This window comes from Viridibacillus arvi (assembly GCF_001274945.1).
Lineage (GTDB): Bacteria > Bacillota > Bacilli > Bacillales_A > Planococcaceae > Viridibacillus > Viridibacillus arvi.
Genome location: NZ_LILB01000001.1, coordinates 1,589,610 through 1,607,200 on the forward strand (window position 1 = coordinate 1,589,610; position 17,591 = coordinate 1,607,200).

At 37.3% G+C, this 17,591-nt stretch carries 18 protein-coding genes and 1 other annotated feature; all 18 genes read right to left on the minus strand.

Going from position 1 to position 17,591, the window contains the following annotated elements:
* Positions 1-55: 55 nt before the first annotated feature.
* The gene (mtnN, locus tag AMD00_RS07600; protein ID WP_053416427.1) at positions 56-748 is read right to left on the minus strand and encodes a 5'-methylthioadenosine/S-adenosylhomocysteine nucleosidase; all 693 of its coding nucleotides are present in this window, start codon (positions 746-748) and stop codon (positions 56-58) included.
* A gap of 104 nt (positions 749-852) precedes the next feature.
* Positions 853-1,638: a YrrS family protein gene (locus AMD00_RS07605; RefSeq protein WP_053416428.1), complete on the minus strand. Its 786-nt coding sequence runs from the start codon at positions 1,636-1,638 to the stop codon at positions 853-855.
* 108 nt (positions 1,639-1,746) lie between these two features.
* Positions 1,747-2,223: a transcription elongation factor GreA gene (greA, locus tag AMD00_RS07610; RefSeq protein ID WP_053416429.1), complete on the minus strand. Its 477-nt coding sequence runs from the start codon at positions 2,221-2,223 to the stop codon at positions 1,747-1,749.
* Positions 2,224-2,333: 110 nt separating this feature from the next.
* Complete coding sequence (gene udk, locus AMD00_RS07615) at positions 2,334-2,972, minus strand: uridine kinase (protein ID WP_053416430.1); 639 nt, start codon at positions 2,970-2,972, stop codon at positions 2,334-2,336.
* Positions 2,972-4,246: a peptidase U32 family protein gene (locus tag AMD00_RS07620; protein WP_053416431.1), complete on the minus strand. Its 1,275-nt coding sequence runs from the start codon at positions 4,244-4,246 to the stop codon at positions 2,972-2,974. Before AMD00_RS07620 ends, udk begins: the two co-directional genes overlap by 1 nt.
* 17 nt (positions 4,247-4,263) lie before the next feature.
* Entirely contained in the window at positions 4,264-5,193 is a 930-nt protein-coding gene (locus AMD00_RS07625) for a peptidase U32 family protein (protein ID WP_053416432.1), read from the minus strand.
* A gap of 6 nt (positions 5,194-5,199) precedes the next feature.
* A complete protein-coding gene (locus AMD00_RS07630) occupies positions 5,200-5,832 on the minus strand; it encodes an O-methyltransferase (RefSeq protein ID WP_053416433.1) in 633 nt (210 codons plus the stop codon).
* A gap of 89 nt (positions 5,833-5,921) precedes the next feature.
* Positions 5,922-7,040, minus strand: coding sequence for an endolytic transglycosylase MltG (gene mltG, locus AMD00_RS07635; protein WP_211258622.1), 1,119 nt, complete (start codon positions 7,038-7,040; stop codon positions 5,922-5,924).
* Positions 7,041-7,128: 88 nt separating this feature from the next.
* Positions 7,129-7,422: a DUF1292 domain-containing protein gene (locus AMD00_RS07640; protein WP_038187247.1), complete on the minus strand. Its 294-nt coding sequence runs from the start codon at positions 7,420-7,422 to the stop codon at positions 7,129-7,131.
* A gap of 28 nt (positions 7,423-7,450) precedes the next feature.
* Positions 7,451-7,747, minus strand: a complete 297-nt coding sequence (locus AMD00_RS07645; protein WP_038187264.1) for a DUF1292 domain-containing protein — start codon at positions 7,745-7,747, stop codon at positions 7,451-7,453.
* Between the two features lie 12 nt (positions 7,748-7,759).
* A complete protein-coding gene (gene ruvX, locus AMD00_RS07650) occupies positions 7,760-8,179 on the minus strand; it encodes a Holliday junction resolvase RuvX (protein ID WP_053416434.1) in 420 nt (139 codons plus the stop codon).
* 2 nt (positions 8,180-8,181) lie between these two features.
* Positions 8,182-8,448: an IreB family regulatory phosphoprotein gene (locus AMD00_RS07655; RefSeq protein WP_038187270.1), complete on the minus strand. Its 267-nt coding sequence runs from the start codon at positions 8,446-8,448 to the stop codon at positions 8,182-8,184.
* Positions 8,449-8,527: 79 nt separating this feature from the next.
* A complete protein-coding gene (gene alaS / locus AMD00_RS07660; RefSeq protein ID WP_053416435.1) occupies positions 8,528-11,155 on the minus strand; it encodes an alanine--tRNA ligase in 2,628 nt (875 codons plus the stop codon).
* Between the two features lie 44 nt (positions 11,156-11,199).
* Positions 11,200-11,414: a binding site (T-box leader), on the minus strand.
* A gap of 91 nt (positions 11,415-11,505) precedes the next feature.
* Positions 11,506-13,977, minus strand: coding sequence for an SF1B family DNA helicase RecD2 (recD2, locus tag AMD00_RS07665; RefSeq protein WP_053416436.1), 2,472 nt, complete (start codon positions 13,975-13,977; stop codon positions 11,506-11,508).
* Between the two features lie 16 nt (positions 13,978-13,993).
* Complete coding sequence (locus AMD00_RS07670; protein WP_053416437.1) at positions 13,994-14,653, minus strand: tetratricopeptide repeat protein; 660 nt, start codon at positions 14,651-14,653, stop codon at positions 13,994-13,996.
* Positions 14,654-14,667: 14 nt separating this feature from the next.
* The gene (mnmA, locus tag AMD00_RS07675; RefSeq protein WP_053416438.1) at positions 14,668-15,789 is read right to left on the minus strand and encodes a tRNA 2-thiouridine(34) synthase MnmA; all 1,122 of its coding nucleotides are present in this window, start codon (positions 15,787-15,789) and stop codon (positions 14,668-14,670) included.
* A 19-nt stretch (positions 15,790-15,808) separates the two neighbouring features.
* Entirely contained in the window at positions 15,809-16,951 is a 1,143-nt protein-coding gene (locus AMD00_RS07680) for a cysteine desulfurase family protein (protein WP_053416439.1), read from the minus strand.
* Between the two features lie 193 nt (positions 16,952-17,144).
* Positions 17,145-17,564, minus strand: a complete 420-nt coding sequence (cymR, locus tag AMD00_RS07685) for a cysteine metabolism transcriptional regulator CymR (RefSeq protein WP_053416440.1) — start codon at positions 17,562-17,564, stop codon at positions 17,145-17,147.
* Between the last annotated feature and the right edge of the window lie 27 nt (positions 17,565-17,591).

Here is a 17,591-nt window from a genome sequence, read left to right on the forward strand (position 1 = left end):
TAGATTTGATGATATATGAACAACTTCTGTCAAATAGTAGGCGTAATTGTGAACATTAAAGCTTTTCAATAACGCGTAATACGATTTCAGTTGAATGTTTTGCAGCCACTGGTAAAAATTCCTCAAAACTAATATTCGATTCTTTACCTGCAATATCAGATAAAGCTCGTATAACAACGAATGGTGTACCGAATTGATGACACACTTGCGCTACTGCTGCCGCTTCCATTTCAGCTGCCTTCATTTGAGGGAAATGGCTTTTAACAAGCGCTACACGTTCAGGATCGTTCATAAATGAATCGCCTGTTGAAATAAGCCCTGTTGCAAATTGATGCTCTCCAAGCTCTGCTACGGCTTCCTCAGCAACTTTGCGCAGTTTCTCATCTGATTTAAAAGCAGCAGGCATTTGTGGTACTTGACCCATTTCATAACCGAAGATAGTAGCATCTACATCATGATGTCGTACTTCATCAGAGATAACAACAGCTCCAACTTCTAAGTTCTCATCAAAGCCACCTGCTGAACCTGTGTTAATTACCACATCAGGTTTGAATTGATGCAATAGAATTGTCGTAGACATCCCTGCATTGACTTTACCAATTCCACTTTTAAGTAAAATAACCTCATGCCCTTTATATGTACCTGTTGTATATTCACTGTTTGCGATTGTTGTTGAAGTTGTATTTTCAAGTGTTGCACGTAGAAGTTCTACTTCTTCTTCCATTGCACCAATAACTGCGATTTTCATAATTCTCCGCCTTTCTTTTTTCGACACTTCTCTAAACATAAAACAAAAGGCGTCCATCCGTCAAGAGTGAGGATGACGCCTTTTCAATTTCTTAAAAGAGATTATTAATTTCCATTTGGTAAAGTATTAAGTACTTCCATTTTCGTTGGTTTCCAGCCTTTATTCTTTACCCATTTCATATAAACACGGTACTTATCTTTTTTATCTTTTGATGAAACAGTCCCTATTGCTGTATCAGGACTTCCACCATTTTTAAGATACCAAACAATCATTTCATCTTCATTTAAACCGGTTGTGGAAGCAAGCGTAGCTACCTTCTCTTTCCAGTCTGTTGAATTAGAATCGTAACTAGAATTATGTTGTGCACCTGATTCCTTTTGAGCTGTGGCAGTTGGTTTCCAGTTAGAGTCTTTGATGACTTCTTTGACAATTGGATCATCCGAATCTTCTTTTTTCGCTGTTGAGCTATTTGTTTTATCCTCTGATGAATTTGAGTTGTTATCTGTAGAAGTGTTACTATCTGTTTGTGTTTGATCTACTGAGTTATTACTCTCTGTATCTTCTTCAGTACTAGTAGAATCATCTACATTATTATCTTCTACATTATTATTCTCTTCATCATTGTCTTCCGTTTGTTCTTCCGGCTCGTCTGACTCGTCTTCCTCTTCTTCTACAGGTTGTTTAATAACAGGTTTTTCTTGCTGTATATTATCCGTCTCTTTTGCAGTGTCTTTGTCATCCGATTTGTCACCTAGTATAATCATAGTCGCTACTACAAGTATAAGTAGTACAACGACACCAATAAGTCCATTTAATACTTTATCCATTTTTTTCTTTTTATCTTGTGGTCGATTAGGTTGTGGGTTGTATCGACGTTTCGTCTCAGCCATTTTGATTCCCCCTATGTAAAATCTCTCCTATATCGTAACACGAATTGTTTCATTGTCCCAAACAAAAAAAGCTTATCCATTTAGAATAAGCCTTTTTGCATAATTATTTTATTTGATTGTAATGATACGTACGTCCATGTCTCCACCAGGAGTAGTAACTTTTAACTCTTCTCCGACTTTACGGCCAAGAAGACCTTTAGCGATTGGTGAGTCATTTGAGATAAGACCTTCGATTGGGTCTGCTTCCGCAGAACCTACGATAGTGTATGTTTCTTCATCGCCATCTGGAAGCTCTAAAAATGTAACCGTTTTACCAATTGCTACAAAATCATTACTCTGTTGGTCTTCTGTGATGATAACAGCATTACGAATCATTGCTTCAAGAATCGTAATACGACCTTCAACAAATCCTTGCTCATCCTTCGCTGCATCATACTCAGAGTTTTCAGAAAGGTCGCCGAAACTACGAGCTATTTTAATACGCTCTACTACTTCTTTACGTTTCGTTGAGATTAAGTACTCTAATTCATCTTGTAATTTCTGTTTACCCGCAGCTGTCATTGGGTATTGTTTTTCATTTGACAAAGTATTTCACTCCTTAGATAATTCACTACTTAATAAAAATACTATGCCGCTTCTATGAAAAGAATGCGACATAGTTTTTATGAAAATATTGCCAATCCATAAATATCATATTACACAATAGTTTCAGATTCAAGAATTGTTTTAATTTTTGTAACCATTAAATCGATTGCCACTTCATTTTGACCACCCTCAGGGATGATAATATCAGCATATCGCTTCGTTGGTTCGATGAATTGATTGTGCATTGGACGGACAACAGATAAGTATTGGTCAACTACAGAATCGATTGAGCGGCCACGTTCATTAATATCACGAACTATTCGACGAATAATTCGCAAGTCGGAATCAGTATCCACAAATAATTTAATATCCATTAATTCTCGTAGACGTTCATCTTCTAAAACTAAAATTCCTTCTAAAATAATTACATCTTGTGGTTCGATATGAATTGTTTCTTTTGCACGTGTATGTAGTGCATAGTCATACACTGGTTTTTCTATAGCTTGTCTATTTAATAGACGTTTGACATCTTCAATTAATAAATCTGTATCAAAGGCATTAGGATGATCATAGTTTGTAGATAAACGTTGTTCAAACTCTAAATGACTTTGGTCTTTATAATAATAGTCTTGTTCAATAACAACAACAGAGTGTTCTTTAAATACATCATGAATAGCATGTGTAACACTCGTTTTCCCTGAACCCGAACCACCGGCAATCCCAATTACAACAGGACGTTTTTTACTCATTATCGGGTCTCCTTACGCATCATATTATGTGGGAATAATTCTTGTTCACATTTAAAGCGAACAATTTGTAACGGATGACGTGCTGCGTTTAGTGCATTGCCATCCTCATCCCAAACTTCATCTAGTGTTACTCGGAAATTTTCAATTTCAGGACCGAAAAATTCCACTTCATCACCTGGTTTGAAGAAGTTACGTTGTTGCAATGTAACCATTTTTGTTTCTTTATTATAATCAAGCACCATACCGACGAAATCATATTTCGTTTGTTTACCATGCTCTCCAAACATTTGTTGCTCGTAACTTGGCTCTCCTTCAAAGAAAGATGAAGCTGTTTCACGATTAGCACATTTATCTAGTTCCTCTAACCAAGCTTTATCGATTTTGAAGTTATCTGGGTCTGCACAGTATGCATCCATTACTTTACGATATACGCTCACAACTGTTGCTACGTAATGAATGGACTTCATACGACCTTCTACTTTTAATGAATCGATTCCAAGCTCAATAATTTTCGGAATAGATTCGATTAGTTTTAAGTCTTTTGGACTCATAGCAAATGCTTCATCATTTTCAGTAAACAATGGTTTTTCAACGCCATCTTCTACTTCATATAAATCATAATCCCAACGGCATGATTGGCAACAACCACCGCGGTTAGAGTCACGTGCTGTCATATGGTTAGATAACACACAACGGCCACTATAGGCGATACACATTGCACCATGAACGAAAGACTCGATTTCGATATCCACTTTTTCTTTCATTAGCTTGATTTCCTCAGCACTTGTTTCACGAGCTAATACAACTCGGTGTAAACCTTCTTCTTTCCAATACTGTACTGCCTTCCAGTTGGATAGAGATTGCTGTGTACTTAAATGAATTTCAATTTTTGGTGCTACTTCACGACATGTTTCAATAATAAGTGGATCCGCCACGATAATACCCGTAATACCTGCTGATTCTAGGTCACGTAAGTATTCTTCAAGACCGTCCATGTTCTCATTATGCGCAAAGATATTTGTTGTGACATAAATTTTAGCACCATATTTTTTTGCAAATTCAACACCTTCACGCATTTCGTCAATGGAGAAGTTGCCTGCATTTGAACGTAAACCAAATTCGCGTCCGCCGATGAAAACAGCATCTGCACCGTAGTGTACAGCTATTTTTAATTTCTCTAAGCTACCTGCTGGTGCCAATAATTCAGGTTTTCGCACAATGACTCTTTTGCCATCAATGATTTCGCTGATACGATCATTTTGTATGATTGTCAAAGTGAACCTCTCCTTTCTTAATAGACTGTTTCCTTAAAGTAGAATCCAGTATCTAATGGACGAATTGCTGGTTGAATTTCTTCAATTTTTGCTAATAAGTCATTTTTAATATCGAAATAGCTGTCAGCTGATTCCGCATAAGCATCGATTGCCTTACGGTAACATTCTGTCACAGTAACAACATATTCAGGTGATTGCAGTACACCTTCAATTTTAAATGAATCAATTCCTGCTTCAAATAACTCATCTAATTCATCAATAATACACAAATCATTCGGACTGAAAATGTGTGTACCATTTAAATCTTCATAAATTGGATATTTGTTATTACGTTCGTCATCATGTAAGAACATATTACGATTTTCTTTACGATTTTCAACTTCCATTGCTTTATCTTGATATAAGAAATAGTTACCCAGTAATGAACGTTTTGATTGGAACATACAAGTCATACCATGAACTTGTACCTCGATTTCAAATTTTGTGTTTTCTTTAATTTCAATTACTTCATCCATGCTTAACTCTCGAGCTAAAACTGTACGCTTTGCTCCACGTTTACCCCAATAGTCAGCTTGGAACCAGTTTGTTGCAATAGTTTCCGGACTCCAATGTAGCGGAATCGTCACATCTGCTTCACGTCGTGCAATAATCATAGCAGGATCACCGAAAACGATTGCATCTACACCAATTTCCGCTAATTTTCGCATATATGGTGCAAGTGCGTCTACTCTGTCATTATGGAAAATAGCATTCATCGCTACATATACTTTTTTTCCTGCTGCATGAATTTTCTCAGTTGCTGCAGCTACTTGTTCTATTGAAAATTCACCTGCTAAACGTAGACCGAATTGTTGTTCACCTATTAAAAAAGCATCCGCTCCAGCTTGGATGAGTGCTTCAACATGCTCAACAGATTGTGGTGTAACGAGTAATTCAGGTTTCTTCATGAATGGTCACCTCTTTATACATATCAATAAACCGTCCCCTACTGGGAAGAATGTGGATTTGTAATCAGGATGATTAATAATCCAGTCTGCAAAATGATGTAGGTTACGGATCATTGTTCTTTTTCTTCTTGGTACTTCCTTCATATCTAAATTTGATAGGCCATGCATGTACATATTATCGATATATAGTATACCGCCAGAACGAACTAGGGGACTATATTTGTCGAAAAAGCGTTGGTACTGACCTTTTGCCGCATCAATAAAAACAGCATCAAAAGTTGGATGATTACTTTCCACATCCACTTCTAACGCATCCCCTTCAAGTAACTCAATATTCTCTTTAGCAACCGATTGTGCGATAAATTGTTTTGCATGTTGAATGCGTTGGGCATCACGTTCAATCGTCACAACCTGGCATTGTGGTAATGTCTCTGCCATACGAATAGCGGAATAGCCAATGGCCGACCCTATTTCTAATATAGATGATGGCTGTTGTATACGCAGCATTTGAAGCAATATCTCGATTGCAGGTAATTGCATAATTGGTACATGGTTCTCTTCAGCGAAGCGCTCCATTTCCATTAGCAATTCTGATCTTGGTTGGATGAAGGTTTGAATATATGAATCCGAAATGTTCATACTTTCATAGCTCCTTAAGTATCAAAAATACACTTTATATTATCATGAAAATAGAAGAAAAGCGAGTGATGCTTTTCTTCTACAGTTCGTTACTTAATATATTTGTCAACATTCTTTAGATGTTCTTCGTACTTTTCAGCGAAATGATTGATACCATTTTTATCCGCTAAGAAATACAAGTATGGTGTTTCAGCTGGGCTAATTGCCGCATCTAATGATTCTTTACCTGCATTTGCTATCGGTCCAGGTGGTAAACCTTTCACTTTATATGTGTTATAAGGATGATCTACCTCTAAGTCTTTATATAAGACACGGTTCTTATGCTCACCTAATGCATATAAAACTGTCGGGTCTGTTTGTAACGGCATACCCGCTTCAAGTCGGTTATTGAAAACACTTGCGATTGTTTCTCGGTCAGTTTTAGCTGTAGCTTCACGTTCAAGTAATGATGCAAATGTTAAAAATTCATGAACAGACATACCTTTTTCTTTTAACTGTTCACTATATTGCGTTACAACAGTATTTGTTTGAGCAATCATTTGATCTACAATTTCTTCTAAAGAAGGTTCTTCTTCAAAAAATGCATAGGTTGCTGGATATAAATAACCTTCTAGTGCATAACGAATATTTTTATTGCTTACTTTTTTCGTAATCAGTTCTGGGTATTTCGCTTTCATCTTCTTAACGAAAGATTTGCTTGTTACAAGCTTCATAAATTCTTCTGAAGAATACTGCGTCCCCTTAGCGACTCGATTGCCAATTTGATCTAGAGTCAAACCTTCTGGAATAATGAGAGAGAAAGCTGGTTGACGATAGACCTTACCTGTTTTCAAACTTTGAATAATTTCATCGATCGTCATTGATTTTGTTAATTTATATGAGCCAGCTTGGAACTCTGATTCATTTTTAAATTTTGTGTAGTATTTAAAAACTTTAGCATCTTTAATGACGTTCTTTTTCTCAAGCGTGGTAGCGATAGAATCGAGCGTAGAGCCAATTGGCACTTCAACCTTCACTGACTTATTTGAATCAGGATCAACAGGTTTTAATGCACTAGATACATAAAAATACACGCTTGTACCAATTATAGCTGTAACAACAATAACGATTAAAGCAATAATTAAAACAATTTTCCGAACGGTTTTTACTTCCTTTTTGTGTTCTTTCATTTTATCTAACATTGCTTTTTTTTGAGATTCCTGGTCCACTAGCTGTCCTCCTATTACTTATTTAAACTATTATCATAAAGAAAAAGCGGAATGAAAAAACCATTCCGCTTTCATAAAGGCTTACAGATTACTCTTCACCGAATTCAGCGTCAAGCGTGTTCAATACTTCTTCTACCATATCCCACTCTTCATCTGTTTCGATTTCTTCAATCGATTCAAGTTCACCGTCTTCTGATAATATAGTTTTAGCAGCGAAAACTTCTACTTGTTCACCCTCTGCAACGCCCTCTTCATAATAAAGAACGTATGATTGTTCAGTAGCATCTACTGAGAATTCATAAAGCACGGCATATGTGTGTTCGTTGCCTTCTTCATCGATTAAATGAATATGTTTGTGATCGTGTTCTTGTTCATTTGACATGCTTTTCACCTCTTGTTTAAATTAAAAATTATTCAGCGTCGATATCTTCATCAAGCTCATTTACAACTTGCTCGATTAAATCCCATTCAGCTTCTGTTTCGATTGGCGCTAATTCACCGTCTTGACCATCTTCAGAAGGAGTGAATGCTGATGCAAAGATTTCTACTTCGCCTTCTTCATCTTCAGTACCGATTACGTAGTAAAGTACGTAAGATTTACCGAATTCTTCTGAATCAAATGTATGAAGCACTTCACATAATTGTTCGTTGCCCTCTTCATCTACCACTGTGATATTGCGTTGTTCTTGTTCGTTTTCGTTTGTCATAATATATTCACCTCATAATTGTTTTCGGTCTAAAAATCCTTGAAGGATCATAGCCGCAGCCATCTTATCAATGACTTTTTTTCGATCTTTGCGACGGACATCTGCTTCAATTAGCAAGCGCTCCGCAGCCATCGTTGTTAGACGCTCATCCCATAATGTTACCTTTAATGAGAAGGTCTCCTCTAATAGCTCTTTATAGCGTTGAGAAGCTTCTCCTCTAGGGCCAACAGTATTGTTCATATTTTTGGGGAATCCAACAACGAATTCCGTTACTCCATATGATTGGACAAGTTCACGAATTCGGTCAATACCAAATTCTTCGTTTTCTTCGTCGATTTTTACAGTTTCAATTCCTTGAGCAGTCCATCCTAGTGCATCACTAATTGCTACTCCAACTGTTTTAGAACCAACATCTAAACCCATTATTCTCATCATTATGCCTCGTTATTCTTTTTAATGTAGAACTTCACAAGTTCCTCTAGTATTTCGTCACGCTCAAGCTTGCGAATTTTGTTACGAGCCTCTTGATGACGGGGAATATATGCCGGATCACCTGACAGCAGGTAACCAACAATCTGATTAATCGGATTATACCCTTTTTCTTCTAGTGCCGCATGAACATGAAGCATAGTTTGCTTTACTTCTTGTTCCATAGATTCTTCGGGAAAATTAAATTTCATCGTTTGATCGAACGAACTCATGCTCAGCACCTCACTTTAAGTTTTTGAAAGTATAAAAAATCTTCTATTCATAGTAAGTATAACGTATTAGAGCTACCTTTTAAATAGATTTTACATAATCATAAACAGATTCAAGCGCTTCTGCAAGTTTAGAGCCATCTTTTGCTCCAGCCATCGCCATATCTGGGCGACCGCCACCTTTACCACCGCATTGTTCTGCTACTTGTTTAACGATATTTCCAGCGTGATAGTTCCCACCAGCTATGTCTTTTGTAACACCTGCGATAAGCATTACTTTATCGCCTTCAGTTGCACCTAAAACAATAACGCTGTTAGTCATTTTCTCTTTTAGATCATCCATTAATTGACGTAATTGATTGTTGTCTTTTGCTTCTACTTTAGTAGCAAGAACTGTGACTTCACCAATTTCTTTTGCTGCAGATAATATATTAGATGCTTGAGCGTTTGCAATTTTAGAAGATAGCGCAGCATTTTCGCGTTGTTGTTCTTTGTAATCATGTTGTAAACCTTCAACACGTGCAACTAAATCTTTTGGATTAGCTTTAAATAGAGCTGCTGCTTGCTCCAGAATATGTTGCTCTTCTTTTGCTGCAACGAAAGCTGCTTTACCTGTTACAGCTTCAAGACGACGAGTACCTGCTCCAATTCCGCTCTCAGAAACAATTTTAAAGAACCCAATTTGTGAAGTACGGTCTACGTGAATACCACCGCAAAGTTCTAATGAATAGTCGCCCACTTGTACAACACGAACTACATCACCATATTTCTCACCGAATAAAGCCATTGCACCCATTGCTTTTGCTTCATCGATTGCTTTATTTTCAATAATAACAGCGATATCGTCCCAAATTTTTTCGTTCACAATTTGCTCAATTGTTTCTAACTCTTCTTTTGTTACTTGACCGAAGTGAGAGAAGTCAAATCGTAAACGATCTGGCCCTACATAAGAACCTGCTTGGTTTACATGATCTCCTAATATATCTTTTAATGCACGTTGTAATAGATGAGTCGCTGTGTGATTTTTAATCGTTTGATTGCGAGCATCACGATCCACAACTGCATGAACCTCATCTTCAATATGCATTTCTCCAGTTTCTACAATAACAGTATGCAAATTTTGACCATTCGGTGACTTTTGTACATCTTTAATTGACGCAGTGAATGAGTCATTCGAGATTGTACCATGGTCAGCAATTTGACCACCCGACTCTGCATAAAATGGCGTTTCCGAAAGAATAACTAGAACTTCTTCACCTTCAGAAGCTTCTTTCACTTCTTGTCCATTTGCTACGATTGCAACTACTTTTGTATGAGTTGTTAATGTTTCATAACCAACAAATGTACTTTCTTGGTTTAGATTAGCCAATACTTCAGATTGAACATGCATAGAATCGACGTCTTGACGAGCTGCACGAGCACGGTTACGTTGTGCTTCCATCTCTTTTTCAAAACCTTCGTGGTCTACAGTCATATTTACTTCTTCAGCATATTCTTCTGTTAATTCAACAGGGAAACCATAAGTATCATAAAGGCGGAAAGCGTCCTTACCTGGCACGATATTTGAGTTTGCTGCTTTTTGCGTTTCAACTACTTCATTGAAAATAGCTAAACCACCGTCTAGTGTTTCATGGAAACGAACTTCTTCATTTTTAATAACACGTTGGATAAAATCTTGTTTTTCTTTTACTTCTGGATAGAAGTCCACCATAATTTCGCCAACAGTTGGTACTAAATCATACATAAATGGTTTCTCAATACCTAATTGTTTTGCGTAACGTACGGCACGGCGTAATAAACGACGTAATACATAACCACGTCCTTCGTTTGATGGAAGTGCTCCATCACCTATAGCAAATGCTACTGTACGAATATGGTCAGCGATTACTTTGAACGCTTCATCTTTGTTTACATCAACGTGATATTTTACACCAGAAATACGTTCTGTATGCTCGATAATTGGCATAAATAAATCCGTATCAAAGTTTGTTGGTACATTTTGTACAACAGAAGCCATACGTTCTAGACCCATACCAGTATCAATATTTTGTTTTGGCAGCGGCGTGTATGTGCCATCTGGATTATGGTTGAACTCTGAGAAAACAAGATTCCAAATTTCTAAGTAACGCTCATTTTCTCCACCTGGATATAGTTCAGGATCTGATTCATCTGCACCGTATGATTCTCCGCGGTCATAGAAGATTTCTGAGTTTGGACCACTTGGACCTTCACCGATATCCCAGAAGTTTCCTTCAAGACGAATTAAGCGCTCCTCAGGAACCCCGATTTCATCTTTCCAGATTGTATATGCTTCAGTATCTTCAGGGTGAATAGTAATTGAAAGTTTTTCAGGTTCAAAGCCCATCCATTTTGCATCTGTTAAGAACGCCCAAGCGTAGTGAATAGCTTCTTTTTTGAAGTAATCACCGATAGAGAAGTTTCCTAACATTTCGAAGAATGTATGGTGACGAGCTGTTTTACCTACGTTTTCGATATCGTTTGTACGGATAGACTTTTGTGCATTTACGATACGAGGATTGTCAGGAATAACACGACCATCAAAGTATTTTTTTAATGTTGCTACTCCTGAGTTGATCCATAATAATGATGGGTCATTAATAGGCACAAGTGGTGCACTTGGCTCTTGTTTATGTCCTTTTTCTTCAAAGAACTCAATATATTTACGACGAATTTCTGCTGCTGTTTTCATTTATTTATTCCTCCTTTAGACAATAAAAAACCTTCATCCACTATAAAAGGGACGAAGGTTGAAAATTCGCGGTACCACCCTAGTTACAATAGACCGGTCTTGCGTCTATTGTCTCTTCATTAAGCCTTAACGCGGCAAACGACAGGGATTAGCTGTACTCAGGATGAGCTTTCCAAAATGATTTGTGAAGGTTCTTGCAGCCTAGGAACCTCTTTCTGTGCACATTGCATAATGTACTTATATCCTTCGTAGTTTTAAGCGATATATATATTATTAGTTACAAATATTCGAAAATACGATTGTTTTCAAATATCGACTCAATCTTATTTTAAAAAAGGTCTTTGTATCTGTCAAATCTCTTCTTCAAGAAAATCATAAGGACTTATACCTTTCATGCCGATTAAAGGGTGAATATCTAAATAATTATCAGTATTCAAGGACTGTGATTCCAACGATAGTTGCTCTTCCTGTTGTTCGACATTTGTTGAATTAGTCGTTTCTGTCACTTGTGCCGATTCTGGCTCAACAGAATCTTTAACTGCCTCTAGAACTTCTTCTATTTGAAGACGCTGTGCTAAAGTAGTGTTTCTTTGAAGATCATCTGTTCTTAGCATACCATACTTAAACACATCAATTTCACCACAAAGAATGAGGAAGTTTTTTGCCCTCGTAATTCCTGTATACAACAAGTTTTTACGCAACATTTTAGAATAACCACGTACTACTGGCATAATAACTGTTTGGAATTCACTACCTTGTGATTTATGAATTGAACAACAGTAAGCAAGAGTGATCTGATTCAAATCACCGCGTTGATATGTTACTTCAATGCCATCATATGAAGCTACAAGTAAGTCTTGTTTCTCAATTGTCTCATTCGCTTTGATAATACTTATTACTTCCCCCATATCACCGTTAAAGACATTGCTATTCGGTTGATTGACAAGCTGTAAAATTTTATCACCTATACGATACGTCACATCACCAAATGTTATTTCCTTACTCTTTTCAGTTTTCTTCGGATTAACAAGTTCCTGAATCATTTTATTAATAGCATCAATGCCTGCAGGGCCTCTATACATAGGAGCTAATATTTGCACATCATGAATGGAGAATCCTTTCTTAACAGCACTTGATACGACTTGTTTGATGACATCAGCTACTTGGTCGGAGCCAGCTTGGATAAAAGAACGATCGGATGTTTTTGCAAGCATATTCTGCGGCATCTCGCCTTTTTTCATTTGATGGGCAAGTTCAATAATTGATGAGCCATCTGCTTGTCTATATACATCAGTTAACTCAACAGTTGGAATTGCTTTAGAAGCAAGTAAATCTTTTAGCACTTGTCCAGGGCCTACAGGCGGCAATTGATCTTGGTCACCAACAAAAATAACTTGGCAATCGTCATTTAACGATTTCAACAACTGATGAGCGAGCCATGTATCAACCATCGACATTTCGTCGACGATGATGAGCCTCCCTCCAACTTCCTTCTCCGTTTCCTCTTCCTTTTCTTGTCCAGTGAAGCCAAGCAAACGGTGAATAGTCATCGCTGGTAATTCAGTTGATTCACTAAGACGCTTAGCTGCTCTTCCTGTCGGCGCCACTAATACAATCGGAAAAGGCTCGTCTTTTTCAATATAGTCTTTTGGATTTAAAGTTAAGCCGTGAAGCTCTGCATAAACGTCTACAATCCCTCTAACTACAGTCGTTTTCCCTGTACCAGGGCCACCTGTTAAAATCATAACTGCTGAGTTAATAGCCTTCTCAATAGCGTCCACTTGCGTTTCTGCATATGAAACACCAAAACGTTCCTCAGCATCACCGATAAATTTTCGGATTTCAGATGTAGGGAACGCGGATTGTTCAGCATTTTTTTGAACTAACTCTGTAATTTTAGAAGCAATACCAATCTCAGAAAAATACAAAGACGGCATATAGAGGCGTGTTTCTTCACCACAAATTTTACTGTCCTCGCGAAGCTCGATACAGGCTTTTGAAATCGCCTCAAAAGGAATTTCATATGCCTGACTCATTTCAAGTAGGCTTTTCGCTTGTGGCAGAATATCCTTCGCTTCCATATATACATGCCCCTCTGACAGAGCACCTGCATTTAATAGGTGTAACACAGCAGCTTTAATACGATCTGGATGGTCCCCTGTAATATGTAGTTTAGCTCCTAATTCATCGGCACGTTGAAAACCTACACCTTCAACTTCTTCAATAAGTCTGTAAGGATTCTCTGTTAAAAGTTGAATTGTTTCATTTTCATACATTTGGTATATACGCACTGCTAGTTGTGGGCCAAAGCCCCAGTCATTTAATTGGATCATAATACGATCCAATCCTAGATTTTGCTCTAGTACGGAGCGTAATGTCTCTTTTTTATCTTCTGTAAGCCTTGGAATTTCATCAAGTGCATCCGGATTATTAATAATAATTTTAATGGCGTCTTTCCCTAGCTTTTTAACGATTGTCTCAGCCGTTTTATGACCTATCCCTGGGAATAAATCACTCGACAAGTAATGTACGACACCTTGTTCAGTACCAGGAATCTCTTTAACAAAAGTATTAGCTTGAAATTGTATGCCGTATTTAGGATGCTGTTTCAATTGTCCAGTAAAACGATACAACGTTTCTTGAACGACAGATGGAAAAAAGCCTGTCACGATAATTTCTTTTTCTTGATATGTCGTATTCGTTTCTTGGATTTTCAACTTAATGATGGAAAATAAGTTCTGAGGATTATGGAAGATAGAGACGACAGGCCGACCGACTATAAATAGCTGTTCTTCTTGAAACAATGATACATTTTCAGTCAACGCTGTCCCCTCCTTTTTATTGTTGCTTCATAGCAATCATATCGTGGATATAACGCGCTTGTTCAAACTCAGGTTGTAATGTAAATGCTTGTTTTAAATGATACAAAGCATCTTCTGTACGTTCAGTTGACACTGCAAAAAGTACACCTAAGTTATAGTGAGCATCTGCATTATTCCAGTCTTGATCGATCACATATTGTAATTCTTTTTGTGCTACATCAAACATTTCTAATGAGCAAAGTAAAATTCCGTATGCTAGACGAACTTGTACGTCTTCAGGAGCTAACTCTGCTGCTCTTTGTAAATAAGGTAACGCTAATTTTGTTTCACCTGCACGTTCGAAGCTCTTTCCAAGCATATAAAATGCATCTTCACCTTCAATACCTAGGCGAATAGCAATTTCATATAATTTAGCAGCTTCCATAAAACGCTCACTATTGTAATATAGATTAGCTAATCCATAATAAGCTGTCGCAGCTTTTTCATCTAAAGTAATTGCTTTTTGAAAGAAACGCTCTGCTCTTTCAGTTTCATCCATAGAAGCTAGTAGGTTACCAAAGTTAATGTAACCTACTGTATTATTTGGTTCTTCCTCTATTGCTTGTGTAAAAGCCTTGACAGCGTCTTCGTAACGCTTTTCTTGAATAGCCTTTATACCTTGTTCATTAAAATCCACTATTTCCACTCCTATTAACCTACATACGTTAATTTTTTACCGTCTTTAAAGACTTCATCGATTGTTGCGCCACCTAGACACTCGTCACCATCATAAAATACGACAGATTGTCCTGGTGTGATAGCACGTATTGGTTCTTCAAAAGTAACACGTACTTTATCATCACCCAACATTTCAACCTCTACCGGAGTATCTTCTTGGCGATAACGGAATTTAGCTGTACAACTAAATTTCTCTTGTTTTGGTTTATTTGAAGTAAAACCTAATTTCACTGCTGTTAAGCTATGAGAATACAGTTTATCATTATGGAAGTTTTGTCCGACTAATAACACGTTTTTTTCTAAATCTTTACCAAGTACAAACCAAGGTTCACCGTCGCCACCAATACCTAAGCCGTGACGTTGTCCAATTGTGTAGTACATTAAACCGTCGTGTTTACCCATAACCTTGCCATCCATTGTTTCCATATTGCCTGGTTGCGCAGGTAAGTATTGGCTTAAGAATTGTTTGAAATTACGTTCTCCGATGAAGCAAATACCTGTTGAATCTTTTTTTGTAGCAGTTGCTAATCCCGCTTCGAGTGCAATTTCACGTACTTTTGGTTTCTCTAAATGCCCAATTGGGAACATTACTTTTGAAAGTTGTTCCTGTGAAAGTTGGTTCAAGAAGTACGTTTGATCTTTATTATTATCTTTTCCACGTAACATGACTGTCTCACCATCACGCTCCGCTACTTGTGCGTAGTGACCTGTTGCTAAATAGTCAGCACCTAGTTTTAATGCGTGTTCAAGGAATGCTTTGAATTTAATTTCTTTGTTACACATTACATCAGGATTTGGTGTACGTCCTGCTTTGTATTCATCTAAGAAGTAAGTAAAAACTTTATCCCAATATTGCTTTTCAAAGTTTACTGCATAATAAGGGATTCCGATTTGGTTACATACTTTAATAACATCATCATAATCTTCAGTTGCCGTACAAACACCAAATTCGTCTGTATCATCCCAGTTTTTCATGAAGATGCCAATTACATCATAGCCTTGTTTTTTCAATAAATACGCAGCAACTGAAGAATCGACTCCTCCAGACATGCCGACAACAACGCGTGTTTTTGAAGGGTCTTTTGTTGCGTTCATAACATTCACCTTTTTTCTTTTATTTCGCTAAGCGCTCAACAATTTCAACTGTTTTATCAGCAGCTACTTGAACATCCTCTAAAGAGAGCCCAAATCCGAAGCTAAAACGAATTGAATTGCGCAGTTCTGGTGCACCTTTTCCGTACATTGCAACCAACACATGTGATGGATCTATTAATCCAGCCGTACATGCAGAACCACTTGAAGCTGCGATACCTGCCATATCTAAATTTACGAGGAAGGATTCTACATCCATACCTGTAAAACTAATATTCAATACATGTGGTAAAGTGTTAGCTCTATCACCATTTACATGATAAGAAATTTTAGCTTGATCTAATGTATTTAAAAATAATTCTTGAAAGCTAACAAATTCCTGCTGTTTCACTTCAAAATTTGCTTGTGCAATTCTTACTGCTTCTGCAAACGCACAAATTGCAGGAATATTCTCAGTTCCTGCTCGACGTTTACGCTCTTGTTCTCCACCAAGCAAGGTGGATTGTAATGGTGTATTTTCACGTTGATATAGGAAACCTATTCCTTTTGGCCCGTTCAATTTATGAGCAGAAACCGAAAGTAAATCTACTTGTAAATCTTCCACATCAAATTTCTCTATACCATAAGCTTGAACTGCATCTGTATGGAATGTTGCTTTGTGTTTTTTTAATAGTGATCCGATTTCTTTAATCGGCTGAATCGATCCTACCTCATTATTACCATACATAATTGTTACTAAGATCGTATCATCTGTTAATGCCTGTTGGACATCTTGGACAGAAACTACACCCTGTGCATTGACAGGTAAATACGTTACTTTAAAACCTTGTTTTTCAAGACGCTCACACGTATGCAATACTGCATGATGTTCGATTTGAGACGTAATAATATGACGACCTTCATTACGGCGTGCATATGCCGTACCGAAAATAGCTAAATTATCTGCTTCAGAACCACCACTTGTCATAATGATTTCTTGGTCTTTTGCACCAATTGATTGTGCAAGTACCATTTTGGCATCGTCCAAATATTTTCTTGCATGACGTCCAATACTATGAATACTAGATGCATTACCGTAAACAGAACCCATAAGCTCAGTCATTTTCTCAATAACTTCTGGATGCATTGGAGAAGTAGCTGCATGGTCTAGATAAATTTCTTTCATCGTAAAAAACTCCTATCAAATTCGCCTTGGGAGGTTTGTGTCCGACAATTTGCTCTCGTCGAAAAAAATCTACCCCGATTTAGAACGAGGATATTTGCCCAAGGCTTTAACTTTATTCAACTCGGGTTCATACCCACTGAATTATTTATACCTACTAATCAATCCCTCAATAAGAAGCAGTGAGATTAATTCATTAAATATAAAACATATATCCGTCATCAGAATCTTGTTCTTTATAAGAAGCTAAATCCTCTAATGAAGTTGTATCTAATACATTCTTCACTGCATCACGAATCCCCATCCATAGCTGTCGTTGAGGTGGAGCTTCATTTTCAATTCCTTCAACCGGTTGAATCGGTCCTTCAAGCACACGAATAACATCAGCTGCTGAAATTAAATGCGGTGGTTTTGATAACATATAGCCACCATAAGCCCCACGAACACTCTTCACTAAACCTGAGTTTCTAAGGGGAGAAACAAGCTGTTCCAAATAAGCTTCTGACAAATCATTTTCTGCTGCAATTTGTCGCAAAGGAATTGGACCTTGCCCGTATTGTTTGGCTAGTTCAATCATAATTGTTAGACCATAACGGCCTTTAGTTGAGATTTTCAAAGTATACACCTCTATATAGTAGCTTAC

Excerpts from the sequence above, each read along its gene's own strand:
- mtnN (WP_053416427.1), bottom strand. The coding sequence starts at position 748 with ATGAAAATCGCAGTTATTGGTGCAATGGAAGAAGAAGTAGAACTTCTA.
- AMD00_RS07605 (WP_053416428.1), bottom strand. The coding sequence starts at position 1,638 with ATGGCTGAGACGAAACGTCGATACAACCCACAACCTAATCGACCACAA.
- udk (WP_053416430.1), bottom strand. The coding sequence starts at position 2,972 with ATGAGTAAAAAACGTCCTGTTGTAATTGGGATTGCCGGTGGTTCGGGT.
- AMD00_RS07625 (WP_053416432.1), bottom strand. The coding sequence starts at position 5,193 with ATGAAGAAACCTGAATTACTCGTTACACCACAATCTGTTGAGCATGTT.
- AMD00_RS07630 (WP_053416433.1), bottom strand. The coding sequence starts at position 5,832 with ATGAACATTTCGGATTCATATATTCAAACCTTCATCCAACCAAGATCA.
- AMD00_RS07640 (WP_038187247.1), bottom strand. The coding sequence starts at position 7,422 with ATGTCAAATGAACAAGAACACGATCACAAACATATTCATTTAATCGAT.
- AMD00_RS07645 (WP_038187264.1), bottom strand. The coding sequence starts at position 7,747 with ATGACAAACGAAAACGAACAAGAACAACGCAATATCACAGTGGTAGAT.
- ruvX (WP_053416434.1), bottom strand. The coding sequence starts at position 8,179 with ATGAGAATAATGGGTTTAGATGTTGGTTCTAAAACAGTTGGAGTAGCA.
- AMD00_RS07655 (WP_038187270.1), bottom strand. The coding sequence starts at position 8,448 with ATGAGTTCGTTCGATCAAACGATGAAATTTAATTTTCCCGAAGAATCT.
- alaS (WP_053416435.1), bottom strand. The coding sequence starts at position 11,155 with ATGAAAACAGCAGCAGAAATTCGTCGTAAATATATTGAGTTCTTTGAA.
- mnmA (WP_053416438.1), bottom strand. The coding sequence starts at position 15,789 with ATGAACGCAACAAAAGACCCTTCAAAAACACGCGTTGTTGTCGGCATG.
- AMD00_RS07680 (WP_053416439.1), bottom strand. The coding sequence starts at position 16,951 with ATGAAAGAAATTTATCTAGACCATGCAGCTACTTCTCCAATGCATCCA.